Annotated in this window: 19 protein-coding genes; 6 read left to right on the top strand and 13 right to left on the bottom strand. The window is 59.5% G+C overall.

Translation table 11 applies throughout. From position 1 onward, the window contains the following. Window positions 1-36 precede the first annotated feature (36 nt). The 10 genes from repC to J7U39_RS21955 form a co-directional block, all read right to left on the bottom strand. Window positions 37-1,341: a plasmid replication protein RepC gene (gene repC / locus J7U39_RS22000; RefSeq protein ID WP_210631899.1), complete on the bottom strand. Its 1,305-nt coding sequence runs from the start codon at window positions 1,339-1,341 to the stop codon at window positions 37-39. A 154-nt stretch (window positions 1,342-1,495) separates the two neighbouring features. Then, a complete protein-coding gene (gene repB, locus J7U39_RS21995) occupies window positions 1,496-2,497 on the bottom strand; it encodes a plasmid partitioning protein RepB (protein WP_210631898.1) in 1,002 nt (333 codons plus the stop codon). 1 nt (window position 2,498) lies between these two features. Continuing rightward, the gene (gene repA / locus J7U39_RS21990) at window positions 2,499-3,692 is read right to left on the bottom strand and encodes a plasmid partitioning protein RepA (RefSeq protein ID WP_210631897.1); all 1,194 of its coding nucleotides are present in this window, start codon (window positions 3,690-3,692) and stop codon (window positions 2,499-2,501) included. Between the two features lie 296 nt (window positions 3,693-3,988). Next, the gene (locus J7U39_RS21985) at window positions 3,989-4,978 is read right to left on the bottom strand and encodes a substrate-binding domain-containing protein (RefSeq protein WP_210632206.1); all 990 of its coding nucleotides are present in this window, start codon (window positions 4,976-4,978) and stop codon (window positions 3,989-3,991) included. Between the two features lie 53 nt (window positions 4,979-5,031). Next, window positions 5,032-6,075 carry an ABC transporter permease gene (locus tag J7U39_RS21980; protein ID WP_210632205.1) on the bottom strand — a complete coding sequence of 348 codons (1,044 nt, stop codon included), beginning with the start codon at window positions 6,073-6,075 and terminating at the stop codon, window positions 5,032-5,034. Continuing rightward, the gene (locus J7U39_RS21975; RefSeq protein ID WP_210631896.1) at window positions 6,075-7,595 is read right to left on the bottom strand and encodes a sugar ABC transporter ATP-binding protein; all 1,521 of its coding nucleotides are present in this window, start codon (window positions 7,593-7,595) and stop codon (window positions 6,075-6,077) included. The genes J7U39_RS21980 and J7U39_RS21975 overlap by 1 nt, the downstream gene beginning before the upstream one ends. Beyond that, window positions 7,592-8,590: a LacI family DNA-binding transcriptional regulator gene (locus J7U39_RS21970; protein ID WP_210631895.1), complete on the bottom strand. Its 999-nt coding sequence runs from the start codon at window positions 8,588-8,590 to the stop codon at window positions 7,592-7,594. The genes J7U39_RS21975 and J7U39_RS21970 overlap by 4 nt, the downstream gene beginning before the upstream one ends. 305 nt (window positions 8,591-8,895) lie before the next feature. Next, window positions 8,896-9,921, bottom strand: coding sequence for an ABC transporter permease (locus J7U39_RS21965; protein ID WP_210631894.1), 1,026 nt, complete (start codon window positions 9,919-9,921; stop codon window positions 8,896-8,898). A 42-nt stretch (window positions 9,922-9,963) separates the two neighbouring features. Continuing rightward, a complete protein-coding gene (locus J7U39_RS21960; RefSeq protein ID WP_210631893.1) occupies window positions 9,964-11,505 on the bottom strand; it encodes a sugar ABC transporter ATP-binding protein in 1,542 nt (513 codons plus the stop codon). A 75-nt stretch (window positions 11,506-11,580) separates the two neighbouring features. Further along, a complete protein-coding gene (locus tag J7U39_RS21955) occupies window positions 11,581-12,543 on the bottom strand; it encodes a sugar-binding protein (protein ID WP_210631892.1) in 963 nt (320 codons plus the stop codon). 327 nt (window positions 12,544-12,870) lie between these two features. Here J7U39_RS21955 and J7U39_RS21950 point away from each other — a divergent pair, with 327 nt between their 5' ends. Beyond that, window positions 12,871-13,974 carry a LacI family DNA-binding transcriptional regulator gene (locus J7U39_RS21950; RefSeq protein WP_210631891.1) on the top strand — a complete coding sequence of 368 codons (1,104 nt, stop codon included), beginning with the start codon at window positions 12,871-12,873 and terminating at the stop codon, window positions 13,972-13,974. Between the two features lie 202 nt (window positions 13,975-14,176). On the opposite strand, the gene J7U39_RS21945 is transcribed toward J7U39_RS21950, so the two are convergent. The 3 genes from J7U39_RS21945 to J7U39_RS21935 form a co-directional block, all read right to left on the bottom strand. Then, window positions 14,177-14,581 (bottom strand): type II toxin-antitoxin system VapC family toxin, encoded by a 405-nt coding sequence (locus J7U39_RS21945; protein WP_210631890.1) that lies wholly within the window; start codon window positions 14,579-14,581, stop codon window positions 14,177-14,179. After that, on the bottom strand, window positions 14,578-14,811 hold the full coding sequence (locus tag J7U39_RS21940) for an AbrB/MazE/SpoVT family DNA-binding domain-containing protein (RefSeq protein WP_064693019.1): 234 nt from the start codon (window positions 14,809-14,811) through the stop codon (window positions 14,578-14,580). The genes J7U39_RS21945 and J7U39_RS21940 overlap by 4 nt, the downstream gene beginning before the upstream one ends. A 69-nt stretch (window positions 14,812-14,880) precedes the next feature. After that, the gene (locus tag J7U39_RS21935) at window positions 14,881-15,633 is read right to left on the bottom strand and encodes an NAD(P)H-binding protein (protein WP_210631889.1); all 753 of its coding nucleotides are present in this window, start codon (window positions 15,631-15,633) and stop codon (window positions 14,881-14,883) included. 337 nt (window positions 15,634-15,970) lie between these two features. Between J7U39_RS21935 and J7U39_RS21930 the strand changes: the two genes are divergently transcribed. From J7U39_RS21930 to J7U39_RS21910, 5 genes are all read left to right on the top strand, one after another. Continuing rightward, complete coding sequence (locus J7U39_RS21930) at window positions 15,971-19,606, top strand: PAS domain-containing protein (RefSeq protein WP_210631888.1); 3,636 nt, start codon at window positions 15,971-15,973, stop codon at window positions 19,604-19,606. Next, window positions 19,603-20,244 carry a response regulator gene (locus J7U39_RS21925; protein ID WP_210631887.1) on the top strand — a complete coding sequence of 214 codons (642 nt, stop codon included), beginning with the start codon at window positions 19,603-19,605 and terminating at the stop codon, window positions 20,242-20,244. The genes J7U39_RS21930 and J7U39_RS21925 overlap by 4 nt, the downstream gene beginning before the upstream one ends. Before the next feature lie 2 nt (window positions 20,245-20,246). Continuing rightward, window positions 20,247-20,624, top strand: a complete 378-nt coding sequence (locus J7U39_RS21920; RefSeq protein ID WP_210631886.1) for a response regulator — start codon at window positions 20,247-20,249, stop codon at window positions 20,622-20,624. Window position 20,625: 1 nt separating this feature from the next. Next, window positions 20,626-21,318 carry a response regulator transcription factor gene (locus tag J7U39_RS21915; protein ID WP_210631885.1) on the top strand — a complete coding sequence of 231 codons (693 nt, stop codon included), beginning with the start codon at window positions 20,626-20,628 and terminating at the stop codon, window positions 21,316-21,318. 183 nt (window positions 21,319-21,501) lie between these two features. After that, window positions 21,502-21,855 (top strand): metalloregulator ArsR/SmtB family transcription factor, encoded by a 354-nt coding sequence (locus J7U39_RS21910; RefSeq protein WP_210631884.1) that lies wholly within the window; start codon window positions 21,502-21,504, stop codon window positions 21,853-21,855. Window positions 21,856-21,993 lie beyond the last annotated feature (138 nt).

The raw sequence follows: 21,993 nt of genomic DNA, 5'->3' as shown, positions 1-21,993 counted from the left end.
CTTCCGATGCACGCGCGGCCTAGCAGCCGAAGTCCGTCAGCCGGCATCGCGCCGCACTCCACCATTTGCCCGCACCAGGGCCATCAGCATCGGGCCGATCGCAAATTCGCCTCTCTCGGTCCTCCGGGTGAGATCGCGGAGATAACCGCCGGGCGAATTGATGTGTCCGCCCCTTTCCAGAATGCAGGCGATCACCGTCGCGGCGTTTTCCGGCCCCATGCCGGCGCAGGCTTCTTCATAGGCCGAGGGGCTGACGCCGAGCATCGAGCGGACGACGACGGCAGCCGACATCAGGTCGCGCCAATTGCCGATCGTTCCACCCGGCCCATAATCGAGAATTTGCGGGCAGGCCTGAAGAACCAGACCAAGCGGGAAGGATTTCAGCGTATGTCCCGCCGCCGGTTCAGCCGCGCCGGATCTCCTGCCGCTCATTGCTCCCGCCGATGCCGGATGTCTCAATCTTTGCTCGTCCTGCGGCCCGGCGACCCGGTTAATATCGGTCGTCAGCTTCGCGCCCTGCTTCGTTTCGAAGCTTGGTTCAAGTTCAGATGTGGAATAGGGGTTTGAATTCTGTTTGTGGCGCTCAGTTTGAGACTCATTGGCGTCTATTTTTTGTGATTTTATATGTCTTTCCAGCAAGTTGACGGCTTCATCGCGCAACAGGCCCATCTCGTCGAGCAAGGAAGCCAATTCCTCGCGACCCGCCACGCGCGGAATCCTGCACACGAGATCGCGAAACGTCAACGACATCTGCTCCCAGTCGCCGGGCACAGCCTCATCGAGCGCTGCTGCGATCAGCTTGGAAATATCGCGCCGGCATACGGTGAGGCGCTCCCTGGTCACCCGGATAAGTTCTCGGTCAGCAACCACCTCGGCGGCCAGGGTTTCGATCTCTGCCGCGCGCGCCAGCAGTGGCGCGACGCTGAAGCCGAAGGCCTCACCGATCTCCCCTTCCCTGTCGCGGCGCGCATAACGCTTTCCGTTCGGGCTGTCCTTGCGCAGGATCAGGCCGGCCTCGACCAGCACGGCAAGATGCCGCCGCAGCGTCGCCGGCGTCATACCCCGGGCACGAAGCGAAAGCTGCGCATTCGAGGGAAAGACGATCAGGCCCTTCTCCTCGGAAATCTCGTCATCGGGATAGAAGGTCAGCAGCGCATCGAGCACCGTCAGCGCCCGATCGGTCACGCCAAGCGCCGGCCGCGCCTCGCAGATCGCCCTGAACAGTTTCCACTTGCTGCGTTTCATCCCCGGCTCGATCGTCTCGGCCAGTTGCTGGCTTGCCAGCATGCCGAGCGACATCGGCCGCCGCCCAAAGGGCGTCGTCACATATCCACTCTCCATTTGCCTTCACCTTCGTTCAGGCAAAAGAAAACAGTCCACCACTTTGGTGCCTAAGACGCTTGACTGTGATTCGTGGAAATGCGATTCTCGATGTGCTTAAGATCTGAGAAGGGCTTCCACGACGGCGTCGTTGGGGGCCTTTTTCTTTTGCGCGCTACGCTCCTCTGTACTTTTTGAACTCCTGGAACAGGCCTTGCAGCCGCTCCTGGACGAATTGGTCGAAACCGGGCGCGGTCTTGCCGTCAAAGACGAAAGTGGCGCCGGACCCTGTCTTTTTGACCATTACCGGCACGCCGCTGATTTCTGATTTACTCGCCGCCGGCTTCGGTGCCGCAGCCTTCTTCGTTGCCAGAACGAATGCCCGGTGAAACCGCTCGTCACTCGAAATTCCGCGCGCGTCGTCCGCGGACAACTCCGCGATGATCTTATCGACATCGGCATTTTCCAGCCGCTCGCCGAGTTCCAGCCAGCGTCGGCGGCCAATATCAGGCGCAGCCCCGATGGCGTTGATGAGCGCCAGGGGCACCTGCCGTATCACGATCAGCATTCTCGACAGCGCCGCCTTGTCGACGCTCAGCGCCGCCATGATGACGTCGCGGGCAAAGCCGCGTTCCTCGAGCCGCGACGCGAAAAGCGCACGCTCGATATAGGAGAGATTGGTGCGGGCGCTGTTTTCCTGCCCCTGGCTGACGACCAGCTGGCCGTCGGTCAGGTCGCGGACGACCGCGCGCACCCTGATGCCGATCTCTCTCGTGGCCGCCAGGCGGCGATGGCCATAGGCGACCTGATAGCGGCCCCTGGCTTCAGGATGCGGACGCACGAGGATCGGAACCTGCTGCCCATGCTCGCGGATCTGCTCGACCAGCTCGGCGAGTTCAGCCGCATCGATCGCCAGGCGGTCGCTGACGAAGGAGCCGTCGATGAGCCCGGGATCGAGCTCGACGATCATCTGGCCGGCCGCAAGCTGCCGTTCCAGCTCGCTCGCCCGCTCCATCTTCTCGGTAATGTTGCCGAGCGTCTTGGTGATGCCGCCGACCGGCCCGCCGCTGCGCTCCTGCGGCACGAAGCCGGCAATCGGACGATTGTCGCGCGGCGCGACCGCTTCCACCCTTGCCGGACTCGGCGCGGAAATTTCGATGAGGTTCTTGCGCGCCATCCTATCTCCTTCCCCAGGTGGAGCGAATATGCGCTTCGATCTCACCATTCACGAGGTTTAGCGACTCCAGCGCGCGATCATAGGTTCCGCGTGTGAACTGCGAACGCTCGACTTCGTAGAGTGTCTGCTTGGTGACGCCGGCATCGGAAACGGCCGTCGATTTCACCATGGCGTTGTGGAGCATGCGATTGCCGAAGATCGCCCGCATGAAGCCGGTCATCTGGCTTTGCGGCCCGTCATTCGGCTCGAACCGCGTCACGAGATAGCGCATCCAGTCATAGCTGGTGCGCCCGCCGGCCTTCTCGACGACCGACATCAATTCACTCGTCATCGTCAGGAACTGCGACATCGACATGACGTCGAGCATCTGCGGGTGAACCGTAATCAGCACCGAGGTCGCGGCGCAGAGCGCCGACATCGTCAGGAAGCCGAGCTGCGGCGGGCAGTCGACGACGACGATGTCATAAAGGCTTTCGATATTGGTCAGCACCTCGCCGATGCGGGCGAAGAACATCGTCTCCGCCGTGCCCGATGCCATGGCCTTCGGCGTCTCGTGCTCGAACTCCATGAGTTCGAGATTTCCGGGAATGAGATGCAGGTTCGGCGTATAGGTGGCGCGCACGATGTCGGCGATCGAGCGCGGATCGTCATAGCGGATCGCACCGTAGATCGTTTCGCCCTCGCCGACGTCGAACTCCGGCTGATGGCCAAACAAAGCAGACAGGGAGGCCTGCGGGTCGAGGTCGACGGCGAGTACGCGGTAGCCCCGGAGCGCCATGAACTGCGCGAAGTGGGCGGCGGTCGTGGTCTTGCCCGAGCCGCCCTTGAAATTCATCACGGAAACGATCTGGAGTTTTTCGCCCGGCCTGCGGGCCGGCACGTATTTCGGCGTCCCGTTCCGCTCGTCGAGGACCCGGCGGATCCGGTCCATGTCGGTTGCGCTATAGAGCCGGCGTCCGTTTGCCAGCGGATCCGGTCCATGGCCGTCAGCGGCCACCTGCCGGAGATAACCTTCGCCTATGCCGATGAAGGCCGCAGCCTCCGCCGGAGAAAATGTCCTGATCGTCTTTTGCGACAGAGGGGGAAAGATTTTGGCCTGATGCTGCTGAAGTTGATAGGATAACTCCTTCGCATCCGTTGCCAGAAGCGACGGAAGGTGCTCTTGATCATCTTGAAGAGCAAGACTCGGTTGCATGATCTCTTTCCTGCGTAACTGCGCAATTTTGAACGAAAGCGCTTCAGTTGCGCAGTTACTATATGCCGCGATTCGTGACCGAATTACAAATGCTTAACCAAAACGCGCATCAGAGCCGGCAAAACAGGCTCCGAAAAACGCAGGTTTGGCAGCTTGGATGGCGGTGATTCGCACCGCCCGAGATGCCGACAGGCATGGCCTGCATGCTCAGCATGCATATGAATTTCCGCGCTCCAGCCAACCGATTCGGCTCCACCCGGCCGATCGGACGCGGCCGGCCGGGGGAGTGTCGGGTTTTATTTACCCATCATCTGCTTGGCGTTATCAGGCGTAATCGCGGTGGTGTCGACTGTTACGGTTGCCGGCACCGACGAGGCGCAATCGAGTAATATCGACTTTGCCATGTCGATCGCTTCCTTCGCGCCCGTGGGATAGGTAAAGGTCGCGGACCAATCACCCTTCGCGACCGCTTCAATCCCGCCGGCAGGGCCAGGCAAGCCGTCGGTGCCGATGATCTTCACGCTCTTGCCGGCGCCTTTTGCAGCAAGCAGCGCACCGGCCGCCATCATGTCGTTGCTGGCATAGACCATCTTGATATCGGGATGAGCCTGCAACATAGCCGCGAAAGCCGTTTGCGCTTTGTCCGGCAGCCAGTCAGCTGCCTGTTCTGCAACGATCTGAATCTTAGGATTGGCCTTCACACCATCTTTGAAGCCGTTCAGCCGTTCGACGGCCGGTGTCGAACTCGGCAGCCCCTCCAGCACGGCAGCCTCGCCGCCATCTGGAAGAAGCGTCTTGCTCGTATATTCGCCGGCTGCCAAAGCAATCTTGTAATTATCGCCACCGATGAAAGCTGTGTAGTCCTTGCCGGCTTCACCGTTCGTCTTACGATCGAGTTCGATGACCGGGATACCCGCGTCCATTGCCCGCTTGACGGCAGGGGTAAGCGGAGCCGCTTCGAAAGGCGATATCAACAGGAGGTCAACCTTTTGCGTTATGAAATTGTCGACCTGTGATGTCTGAGTGTTCACATTGCCGGCCCCGTCGGCAATCTGCAGCGTAAACTGAGGGACCGCCTTGGCGGCCGCCTCCAGCTCATCGTTGACATGCTGGCGGTATGGCTCAGCGTTGTTGGCTTGCGAGAAGCCGATGACGAATTCGCCGTCTTTGGCGCAAGCCTTCACGAGCGAATCGGCAGCTTGGGCCACGCTCACAGAACCGACGCAAGAGCAGGCCAGTAGCAGGATTCGCCAGGTATTTGATGACTGAAATGTAGTCCGTATCATTGCTTTCTCCTCCACATTGATCCCGGATCCACCTTCCGGGAGGTGCCGCCACATTACCTGCCCAACCCTTCGCGGCGACGAACGAGGGATTGAAGGACTGCCGCCAAGACAATGATTGCCGCCGTGGCAAGCAATTGCATGGCTGGCGTGATGTTGTTGAGCTGCAGAATATTGGCTAAGGCACCCAGCATGATCGTGCCGGCGATCGTTCCGACCATGGAACCCGCGCCGCCAAACAGACTGGTTCCTCCAATCACCACGGCGGCGATGGCAGTCAATTCGTATCCGGTGCCATCATTGGCGCTACCGAAGTTGAATTGGCCGGCGTGGACAATGCCGGCTAGCGCGGATGCAAAGCCTGTTATGGCATAGACGGCGATCTTGATCGCCGAGACAGGAACGCCCGATATGCGGGCGGCACGCTCATTTCCGCCAACCGCATAGACGTAACGGCCGAACCGCGTTGTATTGAGAAGGATCGTGGCGATGAAGGCGAAAATCAGAAAGACGATGGTGGCTACCGGAACGACGTTGCCGAACAGACGGCCGCCCAGGATTGCGAAGATCGGCGGAGCAAGGCCTGGCCCCTCGCCATACGATATATTGATGTATTGATTTCCCGAGACCACGAGTGCCAGGCCTCGAGCAGCCTGCAGCCCCGCAAGGGTCACGATGAATGCTTCGAGCCGAAACTTGCTTGAGATTGCTCCTTGGACCAACCCGAAACAAGTTCCCATCAGGAGCACCGCCACAACCGTCGTAATTAGCCCGAAGCCACCAGAGACCATCAACGTTGCAGTAACAACGCTCGCAAGACCAAGGGTCGCCCCGACCGATAGATCGATCCCGGCGGTGATGATCACAAACGTCATCCCGATCGCGATGATGCCGGTTTCGGATACCGCGCGGACGATGTTGGCGATGTTGTCGGGCTGGAGAAACAGGATAACGCCGTGCCGGCGGGGAGAGAATATGATGCCGCCGGCAAAGACCAGCACAAGGCCGATCAGGCTTTGGAAGCGCACTATCACAGCAAGCGGATCAATACGCTTAGCAGGCTGTATCGCTGGATTGGACGTGATCTGCTGTTCGGACATCATCCCTCCCTCCCGTTGGCAGCGGCCAGAACCTCATGCTCGCCCACGCCGCCGGAAAATTCGGCAACGCTGCAGCCGTCGCGGAGAACCACTATTCGGTCGCATAAGCCGATCAGCTCCGGCATTTCGCTTGAAGCGACAAGAATGCCCAATCCGTCCGAGGCAAATTTGCGCAGGCGAGTGTAAATCTCCCCCTTCGCTCCGACGTCAACACCACGGGTCGGCTCGTCGAGAAGCAACAAGCTGGGATTGCCCAATACCTCCTTCGCAAGGACGACCTTCTGTTGATTGCCGCCAGAAAGAGCACCCACCGCGATCCGGGGGTTCTTCGGACGAATGTCGAAATTCCCGAACGAGTTCTTAATCGCATCGTCCTGTCGACGCGCAGACAACAAGCCATTCGGCGATATCCGCCGAATGATCGACATCACCAGATTGAGGCCAACAGACATACGCAACATAAGTCCGGCACCGCGCCGATCATCGGTTACGAATGCGAGACCAACTCTGCGCGCAGCGGCGATGGATCTGAGCCTTGCCGGTTTGCCGTCAATTGTAACCTCGCCCTGCCATCTTCCCGGCACGCCCGTCCCGTACAGAGCGCTCAGAAGCTCCGTCCGGCCCGCGCCCATCACACCAGCCAAACCGACAATTTCACCGCGGTGAACATCCAGATCAATTTTAGATGGGGCCCGCCACCCGGGTGACGGCCGATGCGGACGGAAGGAGGCCTGCCGCATCCGCAGAAGCACATCTCCGACATGACCGGAGCGAGGCGGGTAAAGCTCGCTCAATGGACGGCCGACGAGAAGCTGTACCAACTTGGCCTGCGGCGCGTTCGGTTCGGTAACGCCAGCTACTCTACCGTCGCGCATCACCGTCACTCGATCGGCAATCTGCGGGACTTCCTCAAGCCGATGCGAAATATAGACGATACCTACGCCTGATGATGCGAGTCCGCGCATGATTTCGAACAAGCGATCGACTTCCCCAGCGGTCAAGGCAGCTGTTGGCTCGTCCATAATCAGAGCACGCGACGCATAAGACAGCGCCTTGACAATAGCGACAACCTGGCGCTGGCCGATTGAAAGTTCGCTTACGAGCTGAGCCGGATCAATTGAACGGTCAATCGCTTCCAGTCTGTTGCGGGCTTCGCGCAACATCGCCTTTCCGTCCAGCATGCCGTGTCGATGGACCAACTCGCGACCAAGAAAGAGATTGGCCGCGACGCTCAAACTCGAAACGAGATCCAATTCCTGGAAGATCGTCGCGATTCCTGCGGCTTGTGCATCGCGGGGGGTGTAAAATCGCGCGGGGTTTCCGTTGATGAAGATCTCTCCCCGATCCGGCGTATGCACCCCCGACATCAGGTTCATCAATGTTGATTTGCCCGCGCCGTTCTCCCCAAGCAGGGCATGGATCTCTCCAACTTTGAGATCGAAATCCACGCCACGTAGCGCTTGAACACCGCCGAAATGCTTGGTGACCCCTTTCGCCGAAAGAACAACCTGATTATTCATGCTGCTTCTCCACACGATTGACGGATACGCAGGACTGGCGACAGGCGCACGGTCTGCCGAGGTAGATGTTTATCGCCGATCCGTTGGATCAGGAGATCCGCTGCTTTGTAACCAATCTCGTCACAAGGCTGGGCCATGAGCGTCAGGCGCGGTTCGAAATAATCCGCCCATTCGAAATCATCGATTCCGAGCACGGATATGTCCACGGGAACGCGTAGACCGCGTTCCCGAATGGCTCTCATGGTGCCGATCATCGCAAGATTATTTGAGGCCAGGATTGCTGTGGGTGGCTCCTTCAGCTCCAGCAACCGGTGCGTCGAAGCCGTGGCGTCTGCGGTGCTGCTATTGCCATTGCTGATGAACGCAGGCGGCACCTCTATCCCCTTCTCCGCCATGGCAGCCCGGAAAGCCTTCGTGCGCTCCACGGTCGTCGCAAATCCGGGCTGACCCAGGATGATTCCGATCCGTTCGTGATGGAGTGCAACGAGATGATCGACCAGCATGCGAATAGCCGCCGTGTTATCGGTCCCGACCTGATCGAAACGATCATCGGAGAGCCTGTCGACGAGCACGCAGGGAAGATTGCAGTCGATAAGGTAGTCCAACGATCTTTTTGGATCGCCCGAAGGGGCAAGAATAATCCCATCGACGCGGCGCCGATGCAAATGCCGGACGAGCTCCAGTTCTCGATCTGGATCGTCCTGAGTGTCACACAAAAATGCGATCAAGCCTCTCTTGGAACACTCGGCTTCGATCGCGCAAATGATGTCGCTGAAATAAGGGTTCGAAATCGCGGAAATCGCCAAGCCGACTGTACCTGTCGAGGAGAGTTTGAGCGAGCGCGCAACGGCGTTTGGAATGTAGCCAATCGCGTCCACAGCCTCCATGACGAGCTTCGCCTTTTCGGGCGACACGTAGCGGGTCTTGTTAAGAACGTGCGAAACCGTGGAGACAGAAACGCCGGCCGCCCTTGCGACCGCGGAAATAGTGGTCATGCGTGCCCTCCGGCTTTCGCCAGCAGCACTACAAGGAAGCTGCTCAAATTATCCTCCCAAGCGGAACTCCAGCTCGAACAGGCTTTCCCGGGATCCGCGAATATGATCACGCTAACGTCATCGAAACGTTTGCGCAATCGATTTCGTATGGATATCTCTCAAGCCGCACCCCTCCTTGGAAGGAAGGTACACGTGAAAAGATGTTCCGCGTTCACGGTTGACCAATGTTGGTCATGGCTTCAATGGTCATGACATGAGCTCCAGAAACGAGCAGGCGATCAACTCTTCGCCGAGTGTGGCCGCATCTATTCCCGGTTAGCAACCACCGGCAAGGTTCCTTCGTTTGGACGACGGGATTCAGTCTGCCGTGCGGCGGAGACGAGGCGTCGCTTTGCGCGGATAGAATGCCATTGTTGGTCGATCAGGACGCCGATGAGGATCACGCCACCCATGACGGCGAAGTTCAGCGACGAAGGAATGCCGAGCAGGTTTACAAGGTTTTGCAACTCTTGCAGTAGGACTGTGCCCAGCACGACCCCGACGATCGATCCCTCACCGCCACGGAGTGAAAAGCCGCCGAGCACGGCGGCGGCGATCGCGTAGAGCTCGTAGAACTGGCCATGGCTCGCCGGCGAGATCGAGCGCGTGTACATGGCGAAATAGATCGCCGAAAGCGCCGTAAGCAGTCCGCAGATGACATAGGCTGTCATAACCAAGCGGTCAGTCCGGATACCTGAATAGCGAGCAGCCTCTTCGTTTTTTCCAACCGCGTAAAGATAACGTCCGAAGACAGAGCGATGAAGCACCAGCCACATGGCCACGGAAATGACGACCATAGCAATGAAGGTGCTCGGAATGCCATAGAACCGCCCGGCGGTCAGAAACTCAAGCTCCGGGAAATTCTGGCCGAAAGCAAATCCCGCCGTTCCGTCGGCCGTATAGAAGCGCGCTGCCCCGCGATAGATCAGGAGGCCGCAAAGGGTGACGACGAAGGGCTGCAAGTTGAGCCGGGTGATGAGCCAACCGTGGACGGCGCCTATGACGGCGCCGAGCAGGAGAATGAGCGGCAGTGCCAGCGTCCAGGGCATATCTTGTACCGCTATGAAATCGACGAACAGTACGCCAAGAAGCGCTACGAGCGAGCCCACCGAAAGCTCGATACCGCCCGTAATGATGACAAAGGCCTGACCCATCGACAGGATGCCGAACAGACCAATCAGGTTGGCGGTGTTCGCGAGGTTGATCGGCAGCAAGAAGCGCGGGTTGATGATGGCGACGACGACGCCGACAACGACGATCAAAAGCAGCAGTCCAAGATCTTTCTTGATCATTCGAGACCCATCTCCGATACCCGTTCATAATGGCTGCGGCCGCTATTTTACGCTTTTGCCGACAGCAAGCAAAAGGACGCTTTCCTGGCTGAATTCGTCCTCTTCGAGAATGCCGGCGATCTGGCCCTCGTGCATGACGGCGATGCGGTCAGAAACGCCGATCACCTCTTCCATGTCGCTGGAGATCATCAGGATCGCGACACCGGCATCAGCAAGCGCTCGCATCAGGCCGTAGATTTCGTTCTTCGCGCCGATATCGATGCCGCGTGTCGGCTCATCGAAGATCATTACCCTCGGGCTCATCGACAACCATTTGGCTAGAACCACCTTTTGCTGGTTGCCGCCGGACAGAGTGCCGGTTCGCGTCGAAACGGAGGGCGCCTTGATCCCGAGACGAACACGCTGCTTTTCAGCGGCCTCGATCTCCCGTTCAGCGGAGACCATGAAGCGGCTAGAAATCCTGGGAAGATCGGCAAGGGTGATGTTCTGGGCGATCGGAAGATCAAGAAGAATGCCATTGCGCTTGCGATCCTCCGGCACCAGAAAGATGCCCCCGGCGACAGCGTCCCGAGCAGAACCGATCGCAATTTGGCGTCCGTCCTGCAGAATGGCTCCGCCGTAACTCCGGTCGATGCCGAAGAGTACCCTTGCAAGCTCGGTGCGGCCAGACCCGACGAGGCCTGCAAGCCCCAGGATTTCTCCGTACCTTATTTCCAGGTCAACGGGGCGGCTGGGATAGGCCTCGGTGCGCACGCCGTTTACCTTCAATGCGACCGGCCCTGGCGAACGCTGCGGCTTTGCCGTCCGGGCCGCGAGCAACCGGCCGATCATCAGCTTGACCATCTGATCATGGCCAATGTCCTTCTTGGCGAGCGTACCGACGAGCGTGCCATCGCGTAATACGACCACCCGATCTGCTACGCGCTCAACCTCGTGGAGACGGTGCGAGATGAAGATCACACTGATTCCATCCGCTTTCAGCGATGTGATGATGTTCAGCAGCCGCTCGGTTTCGGCCAGCGGCAGGCTGGAAGTGGGTTCGTCGAAGATGACAAGCCGAGCCTTGATCGACAGCGCCTTGGCGATTTCCACCATCTGCTGCTCGGCAAGAGAAAGCAACGCAACGGGTGTGTCGGCGGAAAAATGTGCTCCCACGCGCTTCAAGAGCGGGGTCACCATCTCTCGAAGCCGAGCACGATCGACAAACTTGAAAGGTCCCGCTTTCAACGGCTCACGGCCCAGGAAGATATTGGCGGCGACGTCGAGATTGTCAAAAAGGTTGAGTTCTTGATGCACAAAAGCGATGCCGGATGCGATGCTCGTCTCCACAGTAAGGTGGCGAAGCTCTGCGCCATCGAGCAGGATCGTGCCCCGATCCGGAGCGATCACGCCGCCAAGAATATTCATCAGCGTCGATTTGCCGGCCCCGTTCTCGCCGACCAAGCCGATGACCTCTCCCGGCACGATGTCGAGCGACAACCCGTCAAGCGCTACGACGCCTGGAAAAGTCTTGCCAACGCCGGAAAGCGAAAGGAACGGCGTTGCAGGCGCGTTCGGTGACGGGATGTCTGAGCTATGATTCATTGCCTGTCCATGACTGCGGGTGCTGCGGCATGAAACGTCTTTCGCGGCGGGGAGTACCCCCGCCGCGAAAGAGAATTACTTTCCAGCCATGGCCTTCAAGTTGGCGGCATATTTATCGACGTCATCCTTGCCGATGATCACTGTCGGAATGATGATCAAGCCGTTGCTGGGAACACCGGACTTGTCGCCCTTGAGGTAGGCAGCCATCAGCTTCATCCCCTGATAAGCCCATTCGAATGGCTGCTGCACGACGGTTGCCGCGACCGTGCCTTCCTTGACGCCGCCGAGCGTGATCGGATCGTCGTCAAAGCCGACGACAGTGATCTGACCAAGCTTTCCGGCGTCGCGCAGCGCCTCATAGATGCGTGGCGTGTTATATGAGTAGAAGCCGACCATGCAGGTCACGTCCGGGCTGGCAACCAGTGCATCCTCGACATTCTTTTTTGCGCGTGTCTGGTCGATATCGTCACCGCGCACATCTGTCAGCTCGATCTTCGTCCCCTTAAGCCCATCCTTCATGCCCTGAATGCGTTCCTTGGCATTATCGGCTCCGAGGAGCCCGACAAAACCGATGCATTTGCCGCCATCCGGCATTGCCTTCTTCGCGATTTCAGCCGCCTGCAGACCGGCGTCGATATTGGACGAGCCAATATAAGCGACGCGGTTGGTCTGCGGCGCGTCGCTGTCGGTCGTGAAGAGGGCTGTTTGTGAGCCGATCTTGTTCAAGCCCTCGGTCTGCGTCTTGGGATCGACTGCGGAAACCATGATCCCCTTGACGCCAGCACTGACGAGGTCTTCCATCAGGCGCTGCTGGATGGCTACCGATGCCTGCTCAGGGTACTTCAGTTCCAGTTGGTAATCCGGCAATTCGGCCTGGGCCTTCTTCACGCCCGCTTCCGCGGCTTTCCAGAAGTCAGACGCGCCGTTGACGACGAAAGCAAGAGTTGGTTTGTCGGCGGCATCGGATACTGCAATCGGCGCCGCGCTCAGTACCAGCCCGGCAAGGAACAAGGCTGCATTCCGTTTCAGCTGTTTCATAATATACCTCCCGAGGGGCCGCAGTCGCATGGGCCCGTTTGCGATTTACGGCCGGCCGAATGCGCGCCCCCTCCTAAGGGCCGCCGCAAAAGCGACGAGTGGCATAGGTTCCGATCGCCCTCTGACGGTATACAAGAATCTTAATTAGTAAATAGTATTATCAATGCACATCAAAACATTTCATCGCGGGATAACTAGAATCAAGTTTTGAAGTGATGATCGCCAAGCAATGCAGGTGATCGCGCGATTGCCAGCACTTTCGGATAAATGCTAATATTAATTACCTAAAACGCAACTCCTTCCAAGATCCGGAGATCATTCCCCCGCATGCGAAAGCCTAAGACCCAAAAGAATCCTGAAATGGATAAGCCCGCCCGCGTGACCATGATGGACATCGCCGCGGCGGCCGGCTGCTCGCAGGCTGCTGTTTCCTTCGTGCTCAACGACACGCCCGGTACCCGCATCTCACAGCAGACTCGCGACCGCGTATTGGAGGCGGCGCGCGCCCTCGGCTACATGGGGACAAGCTATACCATGAAGGCCACTTATTCGGGCCTGGACAACGTGATCGGTTTCGCAGTGGATCAGCTCGCTACCAGCCCGGAAGCGATCGTCGCAATCGAGGGCGCCCGCCAAGCGTCGTGGAACACGGGCAACGTGCTGTTGGTCACCCAAACGCTGGGTGATCCTGTCATGGAGCCAAAAGCGATCAGGGCGCTGACGAACGGGGGCATTTCCGCGCTCATATACATGACAATCTATACCAGAGAGGTCCAACTCCCTTCTTATGTCTACGAACTCAAGATCCCGACGGTATTGTTGAACTGCTACACGGCGGATCATGCCTTTCCAGCCGTGGTGCCAAGTGAAATCGCCGGAGGCCAGAGCTCCACCCGGCATCTAATCGCGCACGGTCACCATCGCATAGGGACGATCACTGGTGAAATCTGGATGCAGGCTGCACAAGACCGGCTGACGGGATACCGCCGTGCACTGGCGACCGCCGATATACCCTTCGATCCAGAATTAGTCGTTGAAGGCGACTGGTCGGCCGGTGCCGGCTACGCCGCTACGATGCAATTGCTTGCTTTGCAGGACCCCCCCACCGCCATTTTCTGCCAGAACGATCGCACTGCAGTGGGATGCTACGAAGCGCTCAAAGATGCCGGGCTTCGCATTCCCCAGGATATGTCGGTGGTCGGCTACGACGATGAGGAAATTTCAAGACATCTGGTGCCGGCACTGACCACTTCGGTCCTTCCGCACCTCGCCATGGGTCAGTGGGCGATTGAACATCTCAACCTTCAGACCATGCCCGGCAAGCGCTATCCAATTACGAAGCTCGAATGCTCACTGGTCAATCGTCATTCCGTCGCTGCGCCGAGGGCCAAGGCGCGGCATATCTTCGATGGGGCGCATGGGCCGCGATAGACTGGAGGTCGAGCCGGCGGGGCACTGCACCGCTGGAGCATGATCCCCGTTTCGGTCGGCATCATTCTCTGGTTGTTCAATAGAACAGGATTCACCCTTTGACGCGAAGGCCAAACCGGTCGATAGTGTTGGGGCCGCGCAAAAGCTTGAGCCCCGGCTGCAGGGAGATTTATTGGAATCTGCCATAACGCGGGTCTTCGCCTCAGGAACCGGGCGCTATCAATTTCAACGAGGGGAAATAGCGGCGATAGCGGCCGACATCTCGCGTCAGGAGCGGCAGCTCCTGCACGGCGGCATGAGCGCCGATGAAGAAATCGGGAAGTACGCCGGTGCGCGTACCGCCTGCTTTGCGATATTGCGTGAAAACCTTGCCGGCAAGAAACAGGGCGGGTTTCGGCATCGGTATCATCTCGAGGGCGGCCTGTTCCACAAAGGCCTCCAGGTCCTCGATCCTCTCGTATCGAACCGCAAGTTCGGCAAAGACTACATCATTAATGAGCAGGGGACCCTCGATACTCGCGGCTTCGAGTTGCGCAATAGACCAGTCGGACCATTCCGGGTCGTCGGTTACGAGGTCCAGGAGCACATTGGTATCAACCAGGGTCACGTTTCGCCGCGCGTTAAAGCCATGATAGCGTCGGTATCCAGGCCCTTGCCGGCATGGCCGCGCAGCTTCTCGAAGCGGCTCGCCGGCCGTTTCTTGTCGGCGCGCGTCAGAACCACACTGCCGTCGGCAGCACGATGAAAATCGACCTGGCTGCCAGGAACGATGCCAAGCATGTCCCGTACAGGCTTCGGAATGGTCACCTGCCCTTTCGCAGTAACGGTGGTGGTCATAGCGAACGCCTTCTGTAATACTCTCCAAGAAGAAGGTATTACTTCGTTCGGCAAAATTCAAGATGGCCGCTAAGCCGCCATCGACCTATAGAGCCACTCGGAGAGCGTCTGGCTCCCCACGCGCGCGCCGACATGAGGCAGCAACGCATCACCGCTCAGTTCGACGCCGAAATACGAGGTGGAAGGATCGGTTATCACCTGTCGCGGGTCCTCGTTCGCGGACAGATAGATGCGGGCGATTTCGTCGATGCCGAACTGTTCGGGGCCGCCGATCTCGACGATATTGCCCAAGGGATCTCCGGCTGACAATTCCGCCAGGAATGCCGCGACTTCCCGAGCCCAGACCGGCCTGATGGGGGCCGGAGGCAAACGAACGACGTTGCCTTCGGCACCGATGTCGATCACGCCGTTGATGAATTCGTAGAACTGCGTCGAGCGGAGGATCGTGTAGGGGCGAGTCGAGGCCCTGATGAGATTTTCTTGAACCGCTTTCGCGCGAAAATAATCGCTTTCGACGAGGCGCGGCGTGCCGACGACGGAGAGCGCGAGATAGTGCCGGACGCGGGCTTCCGCCGCCGCCGCGAGCAGGTTCTTCGTCGATGCCTTGAAGAAATCGAGCGCCGAACTGTCGCCAAAGGACGCGGCATTGGTTACATCGATGACGACGTCCGCTCCCGTCATCGCCGCATCGAGGCCCTTGCCGATCACCGTATCGACTCCGAGCGACAGAGATGCGGCCGTGACGTCGTGGCCCAAACGCCGCAGCTCCGCCGCCAGTTGCGTTCCGATCAGACCGCTTGCTCCCGCTATCATGATTTTCATCTCGGCATCCTCTGTTGCATCGTCTATATGCCCGCGCGGACGGAGAATGACCGGGACGCCGAACGCCTTCCATCATGCTTGAGGGTCGGATGTCCGAGACGCAGGACATAGCGGAGCCAGCCCAAAGTCTAGGATGCCGGATCGGAAAGATGGAAGGTCAGCCGGCGGTGGAGAAATCCGCCTACATTCCCGCGCAATGCATGGGTTTCCATGAGTTGCGGTTGTGGTGCGCCAGGATTACGGTTCCAATATGAGCGCGCCGGCCCCGAAATGGAAAACAACTGCTGCAGGACATGCTGACAATTCCCTGGCTTCGCCTGTCCAGCCGGAACGATGGATGGAAAGCGTCTGGTCGCACCGCCCGCCATTCCTGCGTCTGGCGCTTTTCTTCCTCGCCTATGTGCTCGCGTGCGGCTTCGCCCAGTCGCTCGCGGTGGTGCCGGAAACCGGTATTTCCATCTGGCCTCCGGCCGGGCTGTTCATCGCGACCCTGATCCTCGCCTCCCGACCCAGCTGGCCATGGTGGATACTGGCCGGCTGCCTGGGAGAGATGTTCAGTAATGTCCTATGGTTCCATAGTCCGCAAGCTGCGGCCTTCCTGATCTATGTCGGCAACGCTCTCGAAGCGATGGTCGCGGCATGGCTCGTCAACCGGACTTTGAAGCTCCCGGTTCGGCTCGAAACCCTGCAGGAAGTGATTGCATTTGTTATCATCAGCGCCGGAATTGCGCCAACCGTCAGCGCGACCATCGGAAGCGCCACGCTTGCCTGGTTCAGCATCCAGTCGCAATCCTTCCTGACGGCCTGGCCCTTATGGTGGATCGGAGACGCGACCGGTGTCCTGATCGTGGCACCGCTTGCACTGGTTCTGTTCCACAGCTGGCCCGGCAAGACCCAACTCTCGGCAGGGCAATGGGTGGAAGCTGCCGTCCTGGCGCTGATCTTTCTCGGCGTCGCCGCTCTTTCGCTGAGTGGCTATCTCCCCTTCGCCTATATCATCATGCCGCCTCTTCTCTGGGCCGCGGTCCGCTTCGAATTCAAGGGGGCGGCAGTGTCGCTCGCTCTCCTAGCCCTGATCACCGCCGTCTTCACGATGACGGGCGCCAGCCAGTTTGCCGGCGATCCGGCGTCCCAGAAATACAACCAGGTCATGCTGCAGCTTTTCCTGGCGATCTCAGCATTCTCAGCGATGATCGTCGCCGCCATATCGCGTCAGCATCAGCTGGCGGTGTTTTCGTTGCGTCAGAGCGTGGAAGCGCTCGGCGAAAGGGAACGGGAATTATCGCAGCTCGTAGACATGGTGCCGAGCCATGTCTGGCGCCTGAGACCGGACGGCGAGCCGACCTTCTTCAACAAACGCATGATCGACTTCCTCGGCATCGACGTTGCGGATTCAGACCGGCCTGATGTGAGCCGGCTGGAGGCAGTCCTTCAAGCCATCGTTCATCCCAATGATATGGCGGCGTTCAGAGAGTCGCTCAGCCATTGCCTCGTCACCGGCGAAGTCTTCGCCATGCGCTATCGGCTGCGCCGCGCCGACGGCGTCTATCGGTGGATGTCGAGCCGCGCCGTGCCCATGCGCGATCAGGCTGAAAAAATCGTCCAATGGTACGGTCTTTGCCACGATATCGATGATCAGGTCCATGCCGAAGAGGCCCTGCGCCGGAGCGAGCAGCAGCTGCAGCAGATGATCGACGCCGTTCCCGTCCGCATCTGGAGTGTGGAGCCGGCGGGCGGGTCGATCTACTTCAACAAACGCTACCAGGATCACTTCCGATCGGTCATCGCCGATTTCGATGCCCTGGCCGAGCCGCGCATCGACGAGCTGCTGAACCAGCTGGTGCATCCCCACGAGGCGCCCGCTGTGCGGCGCATGCTGCGCAATTGCTTCGAAAGCGACGGCGGCACCGCGATGCGGTTCCGCTGGCTTGAAAAAGACGGCGTCTATCGCTGGGCCGAATGCAGGGTGGAGCCGCGGCGCGACGACGAGGGGAAGGTCGTGCAATGGTACGGCGTGTCCCTCGACATCGATGACGAGGTGCGGGCGCTGGAAGCCTTGCGCGATCGCGAGCGCGAGCTCTCGCAGCTCGTGGACATGGTCCCGGTCCAGATCAGGCGCCTGACGCCTGAAGGCGAGCCGGTCTTCTTCAACAAGCGCCTGATCGACTTTTTCGGTGTCGACGTCGGAGATATGGATCGGCCGGGCATGAGCCGCCTTTCCTCAAACATTCACACTCTCGTCCATCCAGATGATGCGCCCAGGCTGCTTGAGACAGTCCACCGTTCCCTCGCCAGCGGCGATCCCTTCTCGATCAAATACCGCATGCGTCGTTTCGACGGTGCCTATCGTTGGGTCGACTGCCGCGCCGAGCCGCTGCGGGGTCAGAACGGTGAGATCGTGCAATGGTACGTGATATCGGTCGACATCGACGACGAGATGCGCGCGCAGGAGGCGCTGCGCAATCGGGAGCGGGAGCTCTCCCAACTGGTGGACATGGTCCCGAGTCTGCTCTGGCGGCTCAATCCGCAAGGCAGTCCAACCTTTTTCAACAAGCGCCTGATCGATTTTCTCGGTCTCGACGTCGCCGAGATGGAGAAACCGGGCATCGGCCGGCTCGCGGCCCTCATCGAAGTCGCCGTCCATCCCGAAGATGCTGAGAAACTCTCCGAGGCGTTCAACCATTCCCTGGTCACCGGCGAACGCTTCTCGCAACAATTTCGCCTCCGGCGCTCTGACGGCGTCTATCGCTGGGTGAAGGGCAGCGCCGAGCCGCTGCGTGACGAAAACGGGCAGATCGTCCAGTGGTACGGTCTGTCGCATGATATCGACGACCAGCTGCGCGTCGAGAAGGCGCTGCGCGAGAGGGAACGGTCGCTCTGGCAGATCGTCGAAACGCTGCCTGTGATGATCGACTGCGCGGCTCCCGACGGAGAGCCGGTCTATCGCAATCCGCAGCTTCGGGATTTTCTCGGATACAGGCTCGAAGACCTTGACGGAACCGGCAAGTCACGGCTGGCCGGCACACTCGATGCCGGCGTTCATCCCGACGACCTGGCCGATGTCAAGGAGAAATATGCCCATTCGCTCGCCACCGGCGAACCCTATGCGCGCCGGCATCGGCTGCGGCGGTTCGATGGCGATTATCGCTGGGTGGAGACGCGGGCCGCGCCGATGCGCGACGGCGAGGGCGCGATCGTGCAGTGGAATGTCATATGCCTCGATATCGACGGTGAGGTTCAGGCGCAGGAAGAGCTGCGCCGGACGCAAGAGGGGCTTGCCCGGGCGGGCCAGGCAGCGAGCCTCGCCGAGCTTTCCGCCTCGATCGCGCACGAGGTGAACCAGCCCCTGGCGGCCGTGGTGGCGAATTCCCACGCCTGTCAGCGCTGGCTGATGGCCGACCCGCCGAATATGGAGCGGGCGCAGAGAACGGTCGAGCGCATCATCCGCGACGCCAATTCGGCGGCTGAGGTCGTCGGCCGCATTCGCGCCTTGTTCAAACAATCCGCCGACAGGAGAGTTCAGACGACTCTTTCCAGCGTCATCGAGGAGGTGCGCAGCCTGATGGCCGACGAAGCCTGGCGGCGGCGCGTCCGCATCGACGTCGATGTTGACGACAGCTTGCCGTCCATCGCGCTCGACCGCATTCAGATCCAGCAGGTTCTGATCAATCTCATCCGCAACGGGATCGAGGCCCTGGACGCCACGACAAGCGACAGGCTGGTCGAGATACGCTCGCACCAGGTCGGCAATGCCGTCCAGACCGAGATCCGCGATCTGGGGCGGGGCATCGAGTTTCCCGAAAAGATGTTCGAGCCTTTTTTCAGCACGAAGGAAAACGGCATGGGGATGGGGCTGGCGATCTGCCGCTCGATCGTCGAGCTGCATGGCGGACGATTGTGGGCGGAGAAGAACCAACCGCACGGAGCGACGTTGATCTTCACATTACCCATCGAAACGAAGGCAGCGTCATGACGACCGATGACCATATCGTCTTCATCGTGGATGACGATGAACGCATCCGGGAGGCTCTCGGCGAGCTGCTGGACTCGCATGGCATACGCGCCATCGCCTTCGAGTCTGCCTGCGACTATGTGCAAGCGAACAAGCCGGATGTTCCCGCCTGCCTCATCCTCGATATCGAACTGCCCGATATCAACGGCCTCGACCTGCAGAGGCAGATCGCCGACGGCGATCATCCGCCGATCGTCTTCATCACCGGACATGGGGACATCCCCTCCTCCGTGCGCGCCATCAAGCGCGGCGCGGTGGATTTTCTCACCAAGCCGTTCAGCGATGAGGACCTCATGGCGGCAATCCAGGCAGCGATCGCCGAGGATCGGGAAAAGAGAGCCGGCCGCGCAGAACTCGGAATGCTGAGGCAACACTATCTCGAACTGACGCCGCGCGAACGCGAGGTGTTGCCGCTCGTCGTCAGCGGCCTCCTCAACAAGCAGGCAGCGGCAGAGCTGGGGATCAGCGAAGTCACTCTGCAGATTCACAGAAGAAACGTGATGCAGAAGATGGCGGCTGCATCGCTCGCCGATCTCGTGCGCATCGCGGAGAAACTGGAAATACCGATAACCCACTCGCGCCGGGTGGGAGGGAATTGAACATGAACAAGACAAGACATGTCGTGGCAATTGTCGATGACGATCCAAGACTCCTCGAATCGATGAGTGACCTTCTGGAATCGGCGGGCTATGTCGCCCGCGGCTTCTCGTCGGCAGGCTCGCTGCTCGTCAATGGGCTGTCGGACCTGGATCTGCTCATCACCGACATCGGAATGCCCGGCATAGACGGCTTCGAGCTTCGTGATCTCGTCAGGAAATCACGTCCGGAGCTGCCGGTTTTCCTGATCACGGGCCGCCACGAGATCGCGGATCAGGGCCGCGCTCAAGGCGCCGGCGGATTCTTCCGCAAGCCATTCGATGCCCAGGCCCTGATCGCGGCCATCGCCCATGCCTTACACAAATCGAGAGATGGAGGGTGACATGAGGGTTGACCAGCCGTTCGTTCGTAGATCGGCGCCTTTTTCAGCGCAGCGTGAATGTGAAGAGGATCAGCCGCTCGTCATGATCGTGGACGACGACGCATCCATTCGCGAGGCGCTGTCGGAGCTGATCCTGTCGGCCGGTTTTCAGCCGATTAGCTTTGCTTCTACCCGCGAACTGCTCGATGCGGATGTTTTGGACAGACCCGGCTGCCTGATCCTCGATGTGCGCATGCCGGGGGCAAGCGGTCTCCACCTGCAGAGCCATCTGGCTGAGAACGGCATTGCCAAGCCGATCATCTTCCTGACCGGCCATGGCGATATCCCGATGACCGTCCAGGCGATGAAAGCCGGCGCCGTGGATTTCCTCACCAAGCCGGCGCGGGATCAGACGCTGCTTGATGCCGTGACCGCCGCTATTTCAATGGACGGCGAACGACGGGCGGAAGCGGCGATCGCCAATCGCAATATCGAACGGCTGGAGACGCTGACGCAGCGCGAGCGCGAGGTTCTGCACGAAGTGGCACGCGGACGCCTCAACAAGCAGATCGCCTTCGATCTCGGCATCAGCGAGGTGACGGTCAAGCTGCATCGCAGCAATGTCATGCACAAGATGGAGGCCGCCTCAATCGGCGAACTGATCCGGGCCTGGGAAACATTGCCGGCGCAGATGCGTCAGGCTGGGGCGCGTTAGCTTTTAATCAAGGAGCCAAGAACGCCGGCTGTCCATTTGATGCACGCCGTATCCGATTCACGCCAAAAAAGACGATGCGGCGCCGGCAATGGGTTCCGACCCCGCACGCTTGCGTTATCTCTAAATTAAAGTTCGGGGATATGACATCGTGCCCGGCTTTGGTTCCCCAAAGGAGATCTCGCCTTGAACAATCAATCGTCAGTCGCGCCTTCCCCTAAAACCAATGCCTTCGACACCGAAGCAAACTTCCTGTCGGCTATCGGGAATTCCAAACGGCTTCACATTCTGCATCTGTTGAGCGAAGGAGAAATGTCCGTAACCGTCCTGGCTGACGAAGTGGGATTGAGCCAATCTTCGACGTCTCAGCATCTGGCAATTCTTCGAGACCAGGAACTCGTGCAGACGCGAAGGGCTGCGCAGACGATCTACTATTCACTTCAATCTGAAGGGGTCAGGGCAATGCTCGATACGCTCGCGGACATCTTCGGATCGCATCGCCGTACGGCGGCAGAACGTGCTCGAGCCGTCGGCGCCTAACTCCAATGGCGGAACGCTGACCTTGCCGCTCATGATTGGTCTTCAATTCTGCTGACATGCGCCTCGACCCGTCGATCGCTGATGTACGTTTGATGTTCGTTTGATGTACGCCTCCTAGACCACGGTGTGATTACGCCT

The sequence above is a fragment of the Rhizobium sp. NLR16a genome (genome assembly GCF_017948245.1).
In the GTDB taxonomy this organism is placed as follows: domain Bacteria; phylum Pseudomonadota; class Alphaproteobacteria; order Rhizobiales; family Rhizobiaceae; genus Rhizobium.
This window is presented reverse-complemented; position numbering and strand designations above follow the sequence as displayed.